Consider the following 15,333-nt stretch of genomic DNA (forward strand, 5'->3'; position numbering starts at 1 on the left):
GCTAGCATAGCGCAATGTCCACGCACGCCCCCGCACAACGCCCCGCGCACGACGTGCTGATCGTCGGCGGCGGATTGGTCGGCGCCAGCCTCGCGATCGCGCTGGAGGCGCAGGGCCTGGATGTCGGCATGATCGAAGCCGCGCCGGCCGGCGCGCTGCCGCCGGTGTTCGACCAGCGCAACCTCAGCTTCGCCGAGGCCACCCTCAACGCCTTGCAGGCGCTGGGCGTGCTGCCGCTGCTGCGCGCGCCCACCGGCCCGATCCGCCGCATCCACGTCAGCCGCGCCGGCGATTTCGGGCGGATGCTGCTGGACGCGCAGGCGCACGGCCGCGAGGAATTCGGCCGGGTGGTGGTGGCGCGCGATTTCGGCGAGGCGCTGGAAGCGCGGCTGCTGCAACTGACGCAGCTGACCCGCTACCGGCCCGCGCGCTTCGTCGGCCTGGGCGAAAGCGCGGACGGCCTGCGCCGCGTCCGCATCGCCGACGCGTCCGGCGAACGCGAGCTGCGCGCGAAGCTGCTGGTCGCTGCCGACGGCGCGCGCAGCGCGGTGCGCGATGCGCTCGGCATCGGCGCGCGCGAACACGACTATGGCCAGACCCTGTTCGTCGCCCGCCTGCGCGCGCAGCGCGCGCCGGACGGCACCGCCTACGAGCGCCTGACCGACCACGGCCCCACCGCGCTGCTGCCGCGCGGCGACGGCCACTACGGGCTGGTGCACGGCGTCCCGCGCGAAGATGCCGAAGCGGTGGCCGCGCTGGACGATGCCGCCTTCCTCGCCCGCGTGCAGGACGCCTTCGGTTGGCGCGCCGGCCGCTTCCTCGCGGTCGGCCCGCGCAGCGCCTATCCGATGCAGAGCGGCATCGCCGAAGCGCTGATCGCGCCGCGCGCGGTACTGGTCGGCAACGCCGCGCAGGCGATCCATCCGCTGGGCGCGCAGGGCTTCAACCTCGGCCTGCGCGATGCGCTGACGCTGGCCGAGTGCATCGCCGCGCATCCCGGCGATCCCGGCATTGATGCGGTACTGCAACGTCACGCCGAGCGCCGCGAGGAGGACCGCAGCCGCACGCTGGCGTTCTCCGACGGCCTTGCGAAATTGACCGCCAACGACGCCCCGCTGCTGCGCCCGCTGCGCAGTGCGGGGCTGGTCGCGGGCGACGCCTTCGGGTGGCTGCAGGGCTGGCTGGTGGGCGGCGCGATGGGCTATCGCGGCGACGTGCCGGCGCTGTGCCGCAAGGTGGCCGCATGAACCGCCGCGGCGTGCTGGATGCGGTGGTCGTGGGCGGCGGCGTGGTCGGCGCGGCCGCCGCGCTGGCGCTGGCCCGCGAAGGCTTGCAAGTAGCTTTGGTCGAAGCGCGCGCGCCCGAGCCGTGGCGGCGCGAGGCGCGCGACCTGCGCGTGTTCGCGTTCGCGCCCGACAACGCCGCGCTGCTCGCCGAACTGGGCGTGTGGGAGCGGATCGCGGCGACGCGCGCGCAGCCGTACCGCGGCATGCACGTGTGGGACGCGGCCGGCGGCGCGCCGCTGGCCTTCGGCGCCGATGCGCTGGGCCAGCCGCAGTTGGGCTGGATCGTCGAGAACGGCCTGCTGGTGGATGCGTTGTGGAACGCCCTGCCGGCGGCCGGCGTGCGCGTGCACTGCCCGGCGCGGGTCGAAACGCTGGAACAGGATGCGGCCGGCGTGCGCGTGGGTCTGGACGATGGATTGGTGTTGGACGCGCGTCTCGCCATCGCCGCCGACGGCGGGCATTCGGCGCTGCGCAAACTGGCCGGCATCGAGGCCAAGGCGCACGACTACGGACAGCGCGGATTGGTGGCCTTCGTCGCCAGCGAGGAACCGCATCGCGACACCTGCTGGCAGCGCTTCCTGCCGACAGGTCCGGTGGCATTGCTGCCGTTCGCAGACGATGGCGAGGCTGGCCTGCGCGGCCGCCTCGGGTCGATCGTGTGGACGCTGCCGGACGCCGAGGCGCAGCGCCTGCTGGACGCGCCGCCGGCGCAGTTCGTGCGCGAGCTCTCGGCGGCCTTCGGCGGCGAACTGGACGGTTTCACGCTGCAATCCGCACGCGCCGCGTTCCCGCTGCGCCGGCAGCTTGCGCAGCGCCAGGTCGAAGGCCGCGTGCTGCTGGCGGGCGACGCTGCGCACGTGATGCACCCGCTGGCCGGGCAAGGCGTGAACCACGGCCTGCGCGACGTCTCCGCGCTGCGGGCGATGCTGCGCGACGCGCAGGCGAAGGGCGGCGATATCGCATCGCCCACTCGGCTGGCGCGCTGGGCGCGCACGCGCCGCAGCGAGAACGCGCTGGGCGCACATGCGTTCGAGACGATCAACCGGGTGTTCAGCAACGATGCGCTGCTGCCGACGCTGCTGCGTGGCCATGCGCTGGGACTGGCCGGGCGCATGCCGCCGCTGGTGCGCGCGCTGTGGCGTCACGCGGCGGGAATCTGACGCTTCGGACAGCGCGCTTCGCTGTCAGCACATCGCGTCACCGATCATGTCGATGCGTTTCGCGGCTCTCAATCGTCCAGCCATTCCCGCAGTTCCTCGAACCGCAGGCGGCCGTCTCGGTCGGTATCGAGCAGTCGGAAGCTGCGCGCCAGGTATTTGTCCGCGCGCGCCTCGCGCGGGCTGACGCTGCCGTCGCCATTGGTATCGAGCGCGGCGAATTCCGCATGCAGGTCTTCCTGCGCGGGTGCTGCATGGCGCGAAGTGACGGTTACGGGATTGCCGGCTGCGTCCCGGAAAGTGGTCGTGCCGGTGGTCTGCTGCGCATGCGCGCCAATGGACGAGAAGGCGACGGAGGCCAGGAACGAAATCGGAAGAAGGGAGCGACGCTTCATCGCGAAATCTCCGCACGGGAGGCCAGACCCTACGCCGTGGTTCGGATGGCGGAGTGAATTCGCGATGAAACCGCCCTCGCGATTCGCGGCGCGTTCAGCGCGGTGACCGTGGCGCGAAGGCAGTGCGAAGAGCGCCTGGAATCAGGGCTTCGCCGGCATGGCGAACACCGTGATTTCCTCGCGGTCGTGATAGAGCTGCTTCGCGCGGATCGTCAGTGGCCTTTGCGCCTGCTGCGCGAACAGATCGAGGCACAGCTGCGTCTCCTGCCAGCGCTTCTTCATCGGCAGCTTGAGGTTGAAGATCGTCTGCCGGCACCAGCCTTCGCGCAGCCAGGTCGCCATGCGTTCGGCGACGCGACGCGGCTGTTCGACCATGTCGCAGACCATCCAGTCCAGCGGGTGCGGAGGTTGCCAGCCGAATCCGTCGGCACGCAGGTGCTGCACCATGCCGCTGTCCAGCACGTGCTGGCGCAGCGGGCCGTTGTCGACCGAGGTCACGCGCAGCCGGTTGCGGGTCAGCACCCAGGTCCAGCCGCCGGGCGCGGCGCCGAGGTCGGCGGCCACCATGCCTTCCTTCAGCAGGCGCGCGCGTTCCTCCTCGTCCAGCAGCACCAGCAGCGCTTCCTCGAGCTTCAGCGCGGAGCGCGAGGGCGCGTCGGCGTGCATGCGCAGGCGCGGAATGCCGAGCGGCCACGGCGCGCTGTCGGCGGGTGCGCTGGTGGCGAGGAAGGCGTGGTCGCCATCGACGAAGCAGACATGCAGGCGCGGCAGCCGCTTGCTGTCCTGCGAACTGAGTAGATGGGCCTTGCGCAGCGCCGGGCGCAGCGCGTTGCCGAGGCTGCGCGCCAGCCCCGCCAGCGGCTTGCCGGCGTCGCTGTCCGGATGCTCCATCACCAGTTCGCCGTAGAGCGGCGCTTGTCCCGCGCCGCGGGCAGGCGGCAATGCGTCCAGCATCGGCGCGATGCGGTCCTTCGGGTCGAGTCCGCGCAGCTCGGCGATCAATCGCAGCTTCTGTCGCGCGAAGATCAGCGTGGAGAACGGCAGCGCACGGTTGAGCGCATCCGCGTCCTCACAGGCGAACACCACGAAGCCGCTGTCGCGCTCGGTGCGCGCCCAGCCGGCGATGCCGGCCTGCGCGGCGCGGTCGGTCAGTTCCGCCGCGAGTTCCGGCTCGAAGCCCTGGCGGCAGTAGCAGAGCAGGCCGTCAATAATTCGGCCCGCCCAGTTCGCCGTAGCTCTTGAGCACCGCGCGGGCGGCCTCGCGTTCGAGGTCGCGCACGACCTCGATCCCGCGCTTGTGCAATTCGCCGATCCAGTCCGCCGGCAGCGGACCTTCGTCGAATTCGGTCAGCGTTTCGACGTCCTCGCTGCGCGCGCCGATCAGCAGGCGGTCGATGCCGGCCCACATGGTCGCGCCGTAGCACTGGCAGCAGGGCTGGGCCGAGGTCGCCAGCGTCATCGGGCCGTCCTCGTTGAGGCGGAAGCGTTGCAGGCGCTGCTGCGCCAGCATGTAGGCCATGGTTTCGGCGTGCGCCAGCGAGCAGCTCTGGCGCACCACGCGGTTGACGCCGACGGCCACCAGCAGGTCGTGCCGGTTGAACACCGCCGCGCCGAACGGGCCGCCGCTGCCCGCTTCGATGTTGCGCTTCGACAATTCGATGGCGAACGCGACCTTGGCGGCGTCGCTTGCGAAGTCGCGGCCGGCGACGTCCAGTTCCAGCACCCAGACCGGCAGGGTGATGTGCAGTTGCGCGGGAAGCGGCATCGACATCGGCATCAGCCCTTCTGCGTCCAGGTGTCGCGCAGGGTCACGCTGCGGTTGAACACCGGCGCGTCGGCCTTGTGATCGTAGCGGTCGGCAACGAAGTAGCCGAGGCGCTCGAACTGGAAGCCCTGCTCCGGTGTGGCCAGCGCGGCGGCCGGTTCGACGTAGCCGGTGACGACGCGGCGCGAGTCCGGATTGAGGTAGTCGCGGTAGGTCTTGCCGTCCTCGTCGGTATCCGGGTTCGGCACGGTGAACAGGCGGTCGTACAGGCGAACCTGCGCCGCCACTGCGTGCTTCGCGCTGACCCAGTGGATGGTGCCCTTCACCTTGCGGTTCGCGCCCTCCATGCCGGGGCGCGATTCGGGATCGAGGGTGCAGCGCAGTTCGACGATGTTGCCGGCGGCGTCCTTCAGCGCTTCGTCGCAGCGGATGATGCCGGCGCCGCGCAGGCGCACGTCGCCGCCGACGGTCAGGCGCTTGAAGCCGGGTGGCGGGATTTCCTCGAAGTCCTCGCGCTCGATCCACAGCTCGCGCGAGAACGGGATCGCGCGTTCGCCCTGCGCCGCGTCCTTGGGATGATTCGAGAACGTGAGCGACTCTTCGTGCGCGTCGTCGAGATTGGTCAGCACGATTTTCAGCGGGTCGATCACCGCCATCCGGCGCGGCGCGTGCGCGTCGAGGTCGTCGCGCAGCGCGCCTTCGAGGATGGAAATATCGAGCAGCGAGTTCTGCTTGCTGATGCCGACGCGCTCCACCATTAGCTTCAGCGCCGACGGCGTGTAGCCGCGGCGGCGGATGCCCTGCAAGGTCGGCATGCGCGGGTCGTCCCAGCCATCGACCAGCTTGTCTTCCACCATCGCCAGCAGCTTGCGCTTGCTCATCACGAGGTAGTTGAAGTTCAGCCGCGAGAACTCGATCTGGCGCGGCTTGCCGGCTTCCTTCGGCAGGCCGTGCGCGAGCAGCGGTTCCAGCAGGTCGGGGTTGTGCGCCAGATCGACCTTGTCCACGCACCAGTCGTACAGCGGGCGGTGATCCTCGAACTCCAGCGTGCACAGCGAATGGGTGATGCCTTCGATGGCGTCGCTGAGCGAATGCGCGTAGTCGTACATCGGGTAGATCGGCCAGTCGTTGCCGGTGTTCTGGTGTTCGACGTGCTTGATCCGGTACAGCGCCGGGTCGCGCAGGTTGATGTTGCCGCTGGCCATGTCGATCTTGGCGCGCAGGGTGCGCGCGCCGTCGGCGAACTCGCCCGCGCGCATGCGGCGGAACAGGTCGAGGTTTTCCTCGGCGCTGCGCTCGCGGTAGGGGGAATTGCGGCCCGGTTCGGTCAACGTGCCGCGATAGGCGCGCACTTCGTCGGCGGACAGGTCGCAGACGAAGGCGTCGCCCTGCCGGATCAGCTTCTCGGCGGCCAGATACAGCACGCCGAAGTAGTCGGAGGCGTGGCGCAAGCTGTTCCAGTCGAAGCCCAGCCAGCGCACGTCATCTTGGATGGCGCGCACGTACTCGGGGTCTTCCTTGGCCGGATTGGTGTCGTCCAGCCGCAGGTTGCAGACGCCGCCGAACTCCGCCGCCACGCCGAAGTCCAGGCAGATCGCCTTGGCATGGCCGATGTGCAGGTAGCCGTTCGGCTCCGGCGGGAAACGGGTCTTGATCGCGGCGTGCTTGCCGCTGGCCAGGTCGTCGCGGACGATCTGGCGGATGAAGTCGGTGCGGACGGGGGCGTCGGCGGCGGTCGGGGCAGGGTTCGAGGACACGATGCAGGTGCTGTCTGGATAGCGTTCCAGTTTACCCGAGCCCCGTCGGACGAGGGTTTCGCGCCGACGCGGCGGGGTTTACGCTGGCCGGCAAAGGAGAGCCGATGCGCAGCGTGTACGAGGCCGCCAATCTGATCGACGCCCACCTGGTGCGGCAGGCGCTGGAAGCCGAGGGCATTCCCGCGTTCGTGCGCGGCGAGGCGCTGACCGGCGGCATCGGCGAACTGGGCGTGTTCGGGCTGCTCGGGGTGATGGTGCCCGAGGCCGCCTGGCCGCAGGCGCGCGACATCGTGATCGCGCTGCGCCTGGGCGAAACGCAGCCGCTGGCGGAAGACGACGACCTGCCGGGCGCGCAGCCCGCATGAGCGCCGTTCATCCGCAGCGCGCCGCCAGCCTGGAACTGCTGGCCGGCGCGGCGATCATCGGCAGCAACGGCATCATGGTGCGGATGGCGGGCATGCCGCCGACCGCGGTGGCGTTCTGGCGGATGCTGCTGGCCGGCATTCTGCTGGCGGCGCTGGTGAGCGCGCGCCACGGCTGGCAGCGGCTGCCGCGCAAGGCGTGGCTGTGGCTGATGGTGCCGATCCCGGCCTTCGCCGCCGACCTGTGGCTGTGGCACAAGAGCATCCTGCTGGTCGGGCCGGGCCTGTCCACGCTGCTGGCGAATGCGCAGGTGTTCTTCATGGCGCTGGCCGGGATGTTCCTGTTCGGCGAGCGGCTGGGGCCGCGCTTCATCGCCGGCGTGCTGCTGGCGTTCTTCGGGCTGTGGCTGATCCTGGGCGCGGACTGGGCGACGCTGCCCGCGCAGTACCGCTGGGGCGTGTGGATGGGGCTGGGTGCGGGCGTGGGCTATGCCGCCTACAACGTCGGCATCAAGCGTTCGCAGGCCGAGGCCGGCGTCGGCCGCGCGCGGGTGCCGGTGGAGCAGGTGCTGTGCCTGGCCGCGTTCGGCAGCGCGCTGTGCCTGGGCGCGGCGGGCTGGGCCGAGGGCGAGGCGTTCCGGCCGCCGTCGCTGCACGCCTGGGGCGTGCTGCTGGCGCTGGCGGCGATCGGCCATTGCCTGAGCTGGGTGCTGATCTCGCGGGCGATGGGTTCGCTGCCGGTGGCGCTGGCCGGCCTGCTGCTGCTCGCGCAGCCGATCGTCGCCTATCTGCTGGACGTGGTGCTGCTGGACATGCCGGTGTCGTCGCGCCAGTGGCTGGGGCTGGCGGTCAGCCTGGCGGGGATCTTCGTGGCCGGGATGAAGTCGAAGGAAGCGGTGGCCGCGCAGGAGGCGTGAGCCTCCTCAGAGCCGCGTCACCGCGCAGGCATAGACCAGTTCGCAGGCGCCGCCGCCGCTGTCGTCGCGGGTCAGCGAACTGCGCCAGTGCCAGTTCGCGCCGTCGATCCGGATCAGCCAGCCGTCGATGCGCACGCGCTGGCCGGCCTCGATGCGGGCGAGCGCGGCGGCCACGCGGTCGTCGGCCGGCACCATGTGCATGTTGGCGCTGCTGCGCCCGATCTCGGCCACGGGGATCGGCGGATCGCCCTGCCAGCGGTAGTGGTACCAGCGCCCGCCCTGGCTGAGCGAGAGCCGCGCCAGCACCGCGTCGTCGGTCATCCGGCCCCAGCCCAGCGCGAGGTCGGTCGGCGAGAAGTCGGCTTCGCGGCCGAGGCGGTAGTCCTCGCGGCCGAGCACGCGCGCGTCCACGCTGAAGCCGGCCAGCGGGGTGAGCGTGGCATCGTCGATGCCGGGCAGGGTCAGGCCGTGCGGCACGCCGGTCTGCAAGGGCGCGTCGCCGTGGGCGACCTGCGGCGGCAGCGGGCAGGCGGGGATCGCCGACGGATCGGGACGCGGCAGCGTGGACGATGGATGCGCCAGCCACCAGCCCAGCAGCAGGACCGCCACCAGCAGGATCGACAGGGTGCGCAGGCTGGGCATCGACGGTTCCGCGTCTTCGGATTACCGGATTGTGCGGCATCCATGCAGGCGTTCCGCACGTTGGCCGGCCCCGCGTGGCGTGCATGCAGGTACCGCCAGGACCTGCGCTGCCGCGTCTCAGGCGGGGTTGGCCGTTGTGTGTGGTTTGCGCTTGCCGCGCGTATCGGCATCCGGCAGCGGCGAGAACAGGTCCTGCGGCAGCTGCTTGAACACCTCGGCCAGCGACAGCAGGAACCCGTGCATCGCCGAGCTCTTGCGCCACAGCATGGCGATGCGGCGGCTCGGATGCGAGTCGGTGAAGCCGAGCAGGTGGATGTTGTCGGAGCGCGCCACCGGCGGCTTCACCGCCAGCGTCGGCAGCAGGGTGATGCCGACGTCGGCCGCGACCATCTGGCGCAGGGTTTCCAGGCTGGTGGCGCGGAACTCCGGCTTCTCGTCGGCGCCGGACAGCCGGCACACGTCCAGCGCCTGTTCGCGCAGGCAGTGGCCGTCTTCGAGCAGCAGCAGCTGCTGGTTCGACAGCTCGGCCAGCGCCAGCGCGTCGCGCCGCGCCAGCGGATGGGTTTCCGGCACCGCCAGCAGGAACGGTTCCTCGAACAGGAACTCGGTGTGCAGCTGGTCGTCGTGGATCGGCAGCGCCAGCAGGGCGGCATCGAGCTTGCCTTCGCGCAGTCGCTGCAGCAGCACGTCGCTCTTTTCCTCGACCAGCCGCAGTTCCAGCTGCGGGAACCGCTCGCGCAGCTGCGGCACCACGTGTGGCAGCAGGTACGGCCCGAGGGTGGGGAACACGCCCAGCCGCAGCGTGCCGGATTCCGGGTCGCGGCTGCGGCGCGCGGCTTCCTTCATCTCGTCGACCTCGGCCACGATGCGGCGCGCGCGCTGCACCACGTCCTGCCCGGCCGCAGTCAGCATCACTTTGCGCGGCGCGCGCTCGATCAGGGTGACGCCGAGTTCCTCCTCCAGCTTGCGGATCTGCGTGGAGAGCGTGGGCTGGCTGACGAAGCAGGCTTCCGCCGCCTTGCCGAAGTGGCGCAGGTCGGCCAGTGCGACGAGATATTTGAGATCGCGCAGGTTCACGCGGAGGGGCCCTTGAGTTCGACGGCGTTGCCGTCGGGATCGTCGAAGTAGAGCGAAGGGCCGTCGCCCTCCGCGCCGAAGTTGGAGCTCGCCGGGCCGAGCGGCGCAAGTCCGTGCGCCGCAAGGTGGGCGACGATGGCGGCCTCGTCGAACGGCTCGATGCGCAGGCACAGGTGGTCGAGGTTGCGGCCTTCCGTGCCCGCCGCCGCACCGCCGCGCTGGCCGAGTGTCCCGTCCACCGCGACCAGGTCGATCATCGAGGCGCCCGCGCGCAGGTGGCGCAGGCCGAGGTCGTCGCGGCGGCGCGCGACCGCACAGCCCAGCACGTCGCGATAGAACGCTTCGCTGCGGTCGAGGTCGCGCACGCGCAGCACCACGTGGTCGAGGCGCCGCACGTCGAACGGCCGCGTCGCCATCGTTCAGGCCGCCTGCGCCTCGGCCGCCGGGGCCGAATGACGGATCAGGAAGTCGAACGCGGACAGCGCCGCGGTCGAGCCCGCGCCCATCGCGACCACGATCTGCTTGAACGGCTCGGTGGTGGCGTCGCCGGCGGCGAACACGCCCGGCACGTTGGTATGGCCGCGATCATCGACCACGATCTCGCCGCGCGGAGACAGCTCCACCGCACCCTTCAGCCAGTCGGTATTCGGCAGCAGGCCGATCTGCACGAACACGCCGGCCAGCTCCAGGTCGCTCACTTCGCCGTTGGTGCGATCGGTGAAGCGCAGGCCGGTCAGCTTGCTGCCGTCGCCCACCATTTCGTGGGTCTGCGCGTTCACGTGCACGGTGGTGTTGGGCAGGCTGTGCAGCTTGCGCTGCAGCACCTCGTCGGCGCGCAGCTTGCCGTCGAATTCCAGCAGGGTGACGTGTTCGACGATGCCGGCCAGGTCGATGGCCGCCTCCACGCCGGAATTGCCGCCGCCGATCACCGCCACCTTCTTGCCCTTGAACAGCGGGCCGTCGCAGTGCGGGCAGTAGGTGACGCCCTTGTTGCGGTGCTCCGACTCGCCGGGCACGCCGGTCTGCCGCCAGCGCGCGCCGGGGCTGAGAATCACGGTCTTCGATTGCAGCGTCGCGCCGCTTTCGAGTTCGACGCCGACCAGCTCGCCCGCGCGCGCGGCCGGATGCAGCGTCTTGGCGCGCTGCGCGGTGATGATGTCCACGCCGTAGCTGCGCACGTGCGCTTCCAGCGAGGCGGCCAGCTTCGGGCCTTCGGTGTATTCCACCGACGGCAGGTTCTCGATCGCCATCGTGTCCAGCACCTGCCCGCCGAAGCGCTCAGTCACCAGACCGGTGCGGATGCCCTTGCGCGCGGCGTAGATCGCCGCCGCCGCGCCGGCCGGGCCGGCGCCGACGATCAGCACGTCGTAGGGTTCGCGCTGCTTCAGTTCCTCGGCGGCGCGCGCGGCGGCGCCGGTGTCGAGCTTGGCGACGACCTGTTCGATGCTCATGCGGCCGGCGTCGAACTCCTCGCCGTTGAGGTAGATAGTGGGCACCGACAGGATCTGCTTGGCCTCGACTTCGGCCTGGAACAGCGCGCCGTCGATGGCGACGTGCCTGATGCGCGGGTTCAGCACGCTCATCGCGTTCAGCGCCTGCACGGTGTCCGGGCAGCTCTGGCAGTGCAGCGACATGAAGGTCTCGAACACGTAGTCGCCCGGCAGGTTGCGCACCTGCTGCGCCAGCGCCTCGTCGATCTTCACCGGATGGCCGCCGACCTGCAGCAGCGCCAGCACCAGCGAGGTGAACTCGTGGCCCAGCGGGATGCCGGCGAAGCCGACCTGTACGTCGCTGCCGGCGCGGCGGATCAGGAACGAGGGCTTGCGCGCATCGTTGCCGGCGGCGCGGGAAATCTTCGGCGACAGCGCGGCGATCTCGCCCAGCAGTTCGTCGAGCTCGCGCGCGGCGTCGGAATCGTCCAGCGAGGCGACCAGTTCGATCGGCTGCTGCAACTTTTCCAGGTAGGCGGAAAGCTGGGTCTTGAGGGCGGCATCCAACATGGCTGTCTCCTGCATGCGTTCGGAATTTCGGGTAGACGATGCCGTGCCGCGCGCAACGGCGCGCAGGCAGGGCGGTGAGGGGGTTGCGTGCAGCCGACGCCGGGCATCGGCTCCACGCAACCCTCTCCCTTGCGGAAGAGGGTGCGGTTGCTTTGATCAGATCTTGCCGACCAGATCCAGCGACGGCGCGATGGTCTTGGCGCCTTCCTTCCACTTGGCCGGGCACACTTCGTTCGGGTGCGAGGCCACGTACTGCGCGGCCTTCAGCTTGCGCACAGTCTCGCTGACATCGCGGGCGATGGCGTTGTCGTGGATTTCCAGCGTCTTGATGGTGCCGCTGGGGTCGATGATGAAGGTGCCGCGCAGGGCCAGGCCTTCTTCCGGGATGTGCACGCCGAAGGCGTTGGTCAGCTGGTGGGTCGGGTCGCCGACCAGCGGGAACTTGGCCTTGCCGACGGCCGGCGAGGTCTCGTGCCACACCTTGTGCGAGAAGTGGGTGTCGGTGGTGACGATGTAGACCTCGGCGCCGGCCTTCTGGAACTCGTCGTAGTGCTCGGCGGCGTCTTCGATCTCGGTCGGGCAGTTGAAGGTGAAGGCGGCCGGCATGAAGATCAGGACGGACCACTTGCCCTGCAGGTCCTTGTCGGTGACTTCGATGAACTGGCCGTTCTTGTAGGCGTTGGCCTTGAACGGCTGAACCTTGGTGTTGATCAGGGACATGGGTGCTCCTCGGGGTGGTTTGGGGGTGGATGGTTCTGGAACCGGGCCAGCATAGGTGGCGACGATCAATCATGGAAATTGATTATAGCCATTCAATCAATAGTCAATGACTATTGAATTGATCTATTCATGCTGCCCCGGCCGGCCTTTCCCCGGCGTCAAGGCGCGCACTGGCCGCTGGCGCTGACTACCATTCGGCGATGACCTTGGATGCCCCCACCGCTGCGCGCCTGCTGGTCCAGGCCCGCGCCGCCATCGATCCCGTCGATGCCGAACTCCTGCTGCTGCACGTGCTGGCGCTCCCGCGCAGCTGGCTGTTCGCGCATGCGGACGAGCCGGTATCGGCGGCGGGCGCCGCCCGTTTCCAGGCGCTGGTGGCGCGCCGCGCGCAGGGCGAGCCAGTGGCCTACCTGACCGGCTCGCGCGGGTTCTGGACGCTGGAGCTGGCGGTGACGCCGGCCACGCTGGTGCCTCGCCCGGACACCGAGCTGCTGGTGGAACTGGCGCTGGCGCGGCTTCCCGCCGATGCCGACGCACGGGTGGCCGACCTCGGCACCGGCAGCGGCGCGATCGCGCTGTCCATCGCGAAGGAGCGCCCGCGCGCGCAGGTGGTCGCCACCGACGCCAGCCCCGATGCGCTGGAGGTGGCGCGCGGCAACGCGCGGCGCAACGGCATCGGCAACGTGGCGTTCCGCGCGGGCAGCTGGCTGGCGCCGCTGGCCGGCGAGACCTTCGACCTGATCGCCAGCAACCCGCCCTACATCGCCGAGGGCGACTCGCATCTGGCGGAGGGCGACCTGCGCTTCGAGCCGGCGATGGCGCTGGCGTCCGGCGTGGACGGGCTGGACGACATCCGTATCATCGTGGCGGCAGCCCAGGCACATCTGCGCCCCGGCGGCTGGCTGCTGCTGGAGCATGGCTGGGACCAGGGCGACGCGGTGCGCGCGCTGCTGCGCGAAGTCGGCTTCGCCGATGCGACCACCGAGCGCGACCTCGAAGACCGCGACCGGGTGACGCTGGGGCGGTGGGCTTGACGCTACCCGGAATGATCAGCCGAACGGCCTTCGTTGCGATCCCGGCACCGCGACGCCGTCCACAGGACAGCGCGGCGCATGTGAGATAGGCGGCATGCGGGGGCGTATGTCGCGAAACCTTACAATGCGCGTCGATCACGCAACAAAAGGTTCGCCATGCGCACGCTGTATCCCGACATCGCCCCGTACCAGACCGGCACCCTGCAGGTCGACGGCCGCCACACCCTGTACTGGGAGCAGTGCGGCAATCCCGACGGCAAGCCCGTGGTGCTGCTGCACGGCGGGCCGGGCGCGGGCTGCAGCGACAACATGCGGCGCTTCCACGACCCGGCCAAGTACCGCATCGTCCTGTTCGACCAGCGCGGCGCCGGCCGCAGCACGCCGCACGCGGACCTCGCCGGCAACACCACCTGGGATCTGGTCGCCGACATCGAACGGTTGCGCGAGCACCTCGGCATCGAGCGCTGGCAGGTGTTCGGCGGCAGCTGGGGCTCCACGCTGGCGCTGGCCTATGCGGAAACCCATCCGCAGCGAGTGACCGAGCTGGTGCTGCGCGGCATCTTCCTGCTGCGCCGCTGGGAGCTGGAATGGTTCTACCAGGAAGGCGCCTCGCGGCTGTTCCCGGACGCGTGGCAGCACTACCTCGCGGCGATTCCGGAGGCGGAGCGCGGCGAGCTCATCGCCGCCTTCCACCGCCGCCTGACCTCGGACGACGCGCAGGAGCGGCTGGCCGCGGCGCGCGCCTGGAGCATCTGGGAGGGCGCCACCAGCTACCTGCGGATTCCTTCCGACTATGTCGACACCCACGGCGACGCCGAATTCGCGCTGGCGTTCGCGCGGATCGAGAACCACTACTTCGTCAACGGCGGCTTCTTCGAGGTCGAAGACCAGCTGCTGCGCGACGCGCATCGCATCGCCGACATCCCCGGCGTGATCGTGCACGGCCGCTACGACGTGGTGTGCCCGATCCAGAACGCGTTCGACCTGCATCGCGTGTGGCCGAAGTCGGAGCTGCTGGTTTCCGCCACCGCCGGCCATTCCGCCTTCGAGGAGGAGAACGTCAGCGCGCTGGTCGCGGCGACGGATCGCTTCGCGGGCTGACGCGCGCCGATCTTCCGCGCCGGGCGGCTTCGCTGCCGGCGCGGTGCCGATGCATACGCGTCCGGCGGCGGTGAGGGCGCTTCAGCGCCGATAGGGCGAAAACCGCGCGACCAACACGACGATGCCGATGCCCGGCAGCGCCAGCAGCAGGAACGCAACGAGGCCGAGCGGCAGCAGGCCGAAGCTGGCGGCGGACATGCACAGGGCGACGGCCTGGCTGGCCATCACCGCCACCGGCCAGCGCCAAGGGCGGCGCGGAAAGCGCCAGCCCAGCCAGCCGCAGAGCAGCAGGCCGGCGGGATAGGCCAGTTGCCAGTAGAGCGGCGAATCCCAGGCTTCCTTCCGGTCGCCCAGCAGGCTGGCGGCGATCCACAGCAGCAGGCCGCCGCCGAGGGCCGCGATCCACGCGGCCAGCTCGCCGTCGCCGCGCGCTCCGGGCAGCCGGCCGTTCACGCCGCCGGCGAGCCGTCCGGGTTGTGGTCGATCATCCACAGTCCGGCCCACAGCTTGAGGTCCAGCTCGTAGCCTTCGGCGCGCTTGCGCATGAGCCACGCCGGCGCCTGCGCGCGCGGCACCGCGTGGACGATGATGTTCTCGTCGTCCACGCCGCCGCCTTCGCCCACTCGCACCAGCTCGCGGGCGCGCACGAAGGCGATGCGCTCGTTGCTCATGCCGGAGCTGGTGGGGCCGGTCAGCAGCACGTCCACCCGGCCCGCCGACCAGCCGGTCTCCTCGATCAGCTCGCGCCGCGCGGCGTCGACCAGCGTGTCCTCGGCGTGGTCGTCGCCCACCAGCCCGGCCGGCATCTCGATGGTGCGCGCGCCGAGCGGGATGCGGTACTGCTCGACGAACAGCACCTCGTCGTCCGGCGTCACCGCGATCACGATCACCGCCATGCCCTGCGCGTGCGTGCGTTCGCAGGATTCCCAGTGGCCGATGCGCACCAGCCGCAGCCACTGGCCTTCGTACAGGGTCTGTTTGAGGTTGCTCATGCGCCGATGCTAACCCACGCGCATGCGGAAGATTTTCCGCTCGTCATTCCCGCGAGGGCGGACATCTTTTCGCAAACGGATGTCTGCGTATCCAGCGTCTATGAACGCTTCGGCAAGATCGGCTTGGC

General features: G+C 70.3%; 17 protein-coding genes. 6 read left to right on the forward strand and 11 right to left on the reverse strand.

Annotated elements, in window-relative coordinates; genetic code table 11:
* The first annotated feature begins 14 nt into the window (after window positions 1-14).
* Together ubiH and H9L17_RS11770 are read left to right on the forward strand one after the other, a co-directional pair.
* Entirely contained in the window at window positions 15-1,247 is a 1,233-nt protein-coding gene (ubiH, locus tag H9L17_RS11765; protein WP_187569631.1) for a 2-octaprenyl-6-methoxyphenyl hydroxylase, read from the forward strand.
* The gene (locus H9L17_RS11770) at window positions 1,244-2,446 is read left to right on the forward strand and encodes an FAD-dependent oxidoreductase (protein ID WP_187569632.1); all 1,203 of its coding nucleotides are present in this window, start codon (window positions 1,244-1,246) and stop codon (window positions 2,444-2,446) included. Before ubiH ends, H9L17_RS11770 begins: the two co-directional genes overlap by 4 nt.
* A gap of 68 nt (window positions 2,447-2,514) precedes the next feature.
* Here H9L17_RS11770 and H9L17_RS11775 read toward each other — a convergent pair whose 3' ends face one another.
* From H9L17_RS11775 to H9L17_RS11790, 4 genes are all read right to left on the reverse strand, one after another.
* Window positions 2,515-2,838, reverse strand: coding sequence for an EF-hand domain-containing protein (locus H9L17_RS11775; protein ID WP_187569633.1), 324 nt, complete (start codon window positions 2,836-2,838; stop codon window positions 2,515-2,517).
* Window positions 2,839-2,979: 141 nt separating this feature from the next.
* Window positions 2,980-4,047 carry a 23S rRNA (cytidine(2498)-2'-O)-methyltransferase RlmM gene (gene rlmM, locus H9L17_RS11780; protein WP_187571953.1) on the reverse strand — a complete coding sequence of 356 codons (1,068 nt, stop codon included), beginning with the start codon at window positions 4,045-4,047 and terminating at the stop codon, window positions 2,980-2,982.
* Window positions 4,043-4,615: a nucleoside deaminase gene (locus H9L17_RS11785; RefSeq protein ID WP_425507337.1), complete on the reverse strand. Its 573-nt coding sequence runs from the start codon at window positions 4,613-4,615 to the stop codon at window positions 4,043-4,045. The genes rlmM and H9L17_RS11785 overlap by 5 nt, the downstream gene beginning before the upstream one ends.
* Window positions 4,615-6,360, reverse strand: a complete 1,746-nt coding sequence (locus H9L17_RS11790) for a glutamine--tRNA ligase/YqeY domain fusion protein (protein WP_187569634.1) — start codon at window positions 6,358-6,360, stop codon at window positions 4,615-4,617. The genes H9L17_RS11785 and H9L17_RS11790 overlap by 1 nt, the downstream gene beginning before the upstream one ends.
* 104 nt (window positions 6,361-6,464) lie before the next feature.
* Between H9L17_RS11790 and H9L17_RS11795 the strand changes: the two genes are divergently transcribed.
* Together H9L17_RS11795 and H9L17_RS11800 are read left to right on the forward strand one after the other, a co-directional pair.
* Window positions 6,465-6,725 (forward strand): putative signal transducing protein, encoded by a 261-nt coding sequence (locus H9L17_RS11795; protein ID WP_187569635.1) that lies wholly within the window; start codon window positions 6,465-6,467, stop codon window positions 6,723-6,725.
* Window positions 6,722-7,639, forward strand: a complete 918-nt coding sequence (locus H9L17_RS11800; RefSeq protein ID WP_187569636.1) for a DMT family transporter — start codon at window positions 6,722-6,724, stop codon at window positions 7,637-7,639. The genes H9L17_RS11795 and H9L17_RS11800 overlap by 4 nt, the downstream gene beginning before the upstream one ends.
* A gap of 6 nt (window positions 7,640-7,645) precedes the next feature.
* Here the strand turns inward: H9L17_RS11800 and H9L17_RS11805 are convergent, their stop codons facing one another.
* The 5 genes from H9L17_RS11805 to ahpC all read right to left on the reverse strand — a co-directional run bounded on the left by H9L17_RS11805 (window position 7,646) and on the right by ahpC (window position 12,078).
* Window positions 7,646-8,281: a hypothetical protein gene (locus tag H9L17_RS11805; RefSeq protein WP_246455086.1), complete on the reverse strand. Its 636-nt coding sequence runs from the start codon at window positions 8,279-8,281 to the stop codon at window positions 7,646-7,648.
* A gap of 117 nt (window positions 8,282-8,398) precedes the next feature.
* The gene (gene oxyR, locus H9L17_RS11810; RefSeq protein WP_187569637.1) at window positions 8,399-9,358 is read right to left on the reverse strand and encodes a DNA-binding transcriptional regulator OxyR; all 960 of its coding nucleotides are present in this window, start codon (window positions 9,356-9,358) and stop codon (window positions 8,399-8,401) included.
* Window positions 9,355-9,774 carry a VOC family protein gene (locus tag H9L17_RS11815; protein WP_187569638.1) on the reverse strand — a complete coding sequence of 140 codons (420 nt, stop codon included), beginning with the start codon at window positions 9,772-9,774 and terminating at the stop codon, window positions 9,355-9,357. Before H9L17_RS11815 ends, oxyR begins: the two co-directional genes overlap by 4 nt.
* A 3-nt stretch (window positions 9,775-9,777) precedes the next feature.
* Window positions 9,778-11,358: an alkyl hydroperoxide reductase subunit F gene (gene ahpF / locus H9L17_RS11820; protein WP_187569639.1), complete on the reverse strand. Its 1,581-nt coding sequence runs from the start codon at window positions 11,356-11,358 to the stop codon at window positions 9,778-9,780.
* Window positions 11,359-11,514: 156 nt separating this feature from the next.
* On the reverse strand, window positions 11,515-12,078 hold the full coding sequence (ahpC, locus tag H9L17_RS11825) for an alkyl hydroperoxide reductase subunit C (RefSeq protein WP_187569640.1): 564 nt from the start codon (window positions 12,076-12,078) through the stop codon (window positions 11,515-11,517).
* Between the two features lie 200 nt (window positions 12,079-12,278).
* Between ahpC and prmC the strand changes: the two genes are divergently transcribed.
* On the forward strand, window positions 12,279-13,112 hold the full coding sequence (prmC, locus tag H9L17_RS11830) for a peptide chain release factor N(5)-glutamine methyltransferase (RefSeq protein ID WP_187569641.1): 834 nt from the start codon (window positions 12,279-12,281) through the stop codon (window positions 13,110-13,112).
* A gap of 156 nt (window positions 13,113-13,268) precedes the next feature.
* Window positions 13,269-14,213 (forward strand): prolyl aminopeptidase, encoded by a 945-nt coding sequence (gene pip, locus H9L17_RS11835; RefSeq protein ID WP_187569642.1) that lies wholly within the window; start codon window positions 13,269-13,271, stop codon window positions 14,211-14,213.
* An 81-nt stretch (window positions 14,214-14,294) separates the two neighbouring features.
* Here pip and H9L17_RS11840 read toward each other — a convergent pair whose 3' ends face one another.
* Together H9L17_RS11840 and H9L17_RS11845 are read right to left on the reverse strand one after the other, a co-directional pair.
* Entirely contained in the window at window positions 14,295-14,666 is a 372-nt protein-coding gene (locus H9L17_RS11840; protein WP_223158048.1) for a hypothetical protein, read from the reverse strand.
* Complete coding sequence (locus H9L17_RS11845; RefSeq protein ID WP_187569643.1) at window positions 14,663-15,205, reverse strand: NUDIX hydrolase; 543 nt, start codon at window positions 15,203-15,205, stop codon at window positions 14,663-14,665. Before H9L17_RS11845 ends, H9L17_RS11840 begins: the two co-directional genes overlap by 4 nt.
* Window positions 15,206-15,333 lie beyond the last annotated feature (128 nt).

The organism is Thermomonas brevis (assembly GCF_014395425.1).
Classification (GTDB): Bacteria; Pseudomonadota; Gammaproteobacteria; order Xanthomonadales; family Xanthomonadaceae; genus Thermomonas; species Thermomonas brevis.

Coding starts and splice junctions, on each gene's coding strand:
- ubiH (WP_187569631.1), top strand. CDS start 15: ATGTCCACGCACGCCCCCGCACAACGCCCCGCGCACGACGTGCTGATC.
- H9L17_RS11785 (WP_425507337.1), bottom strand. CDS start 4,615: ATGCCGATGTCGATGCCGCTTCCCGCGCAACTGCACATCACCCTGCCG.
- H9L17_RS11775 (WP_187569633.1), bottom strand. CDS start 2,838: ATGAAGCGTCGCTCCCTTCTTCCGATTTCGTTCCTGGCCTCCGTCGCC.
- H9L17_RS11845 (WP_187569643.1), bottom strand. CDS start 15,205: ATGAGCAACCTCAAACAGACCCTGTACGAAGGCCAGTGGCTGCGGCTG.
- H9L17_RS11805 (WP_246455086.1), bottom strand. CDS start 8,281: ATGCCCAGCCTGCGCACCCTGTCGATCCTGCTGGTGGCGGTCCTGCTG.
- ahpF (WP_187569639.1), bottom strand. CDS start 11,358: ATGTTGGATGCCGCCCTCAAGACCCAGCTTTCCGCCTACCTGGAAAAG.
- pip (WP_187569642.1), top strand. CDS start 13,269: ATGCGCACGCTGTATCCCGACATCGCCCCGTACCAGACCGGCACCCTG.
- H9L17_RS11770 (WP_187569632.1), top strand. CDS start 1,244: ATGAACCGCCGCGGCGTGCTGGATGCGGTGGTCGTGGGCGGCGGCGTG.
- H9L17_RS11800 (WP_187569636.1), top strand. CDS start 6,722: ATGAGCGCCGTTCATCCGCAGCGCGCCGCCAGCCTGGAACTGCTGGCC.
- H9L17_RS11795 (WP_187569635.1), top strand. CDS start 6,465: ATGCGCAGCGTGTACGAGGCCGCCAATCTGATCGACGCCCACCTGGTG.
- ahpC (WP_187569640.1), bottom strand. CDS start 12,078: ATGTCCCTGATCAACACCAAGGTTCAGCCGTTCAAGGCCAACGCCTAC.
- prmC (WP_187569641.1), top strand. CDS start 12,279: ATGACCTTGGATGCCCCCACCGCTGCGCGCCTGCTGGTCCAGGCCCGC.
- H9L17_RS11815 (WP_187569638.1), bottom strand. CDS start 9,774: ATGGCGACGCGGCCGTTCGACGTGCGGCGCCTCGACCACGTGGTGCTG.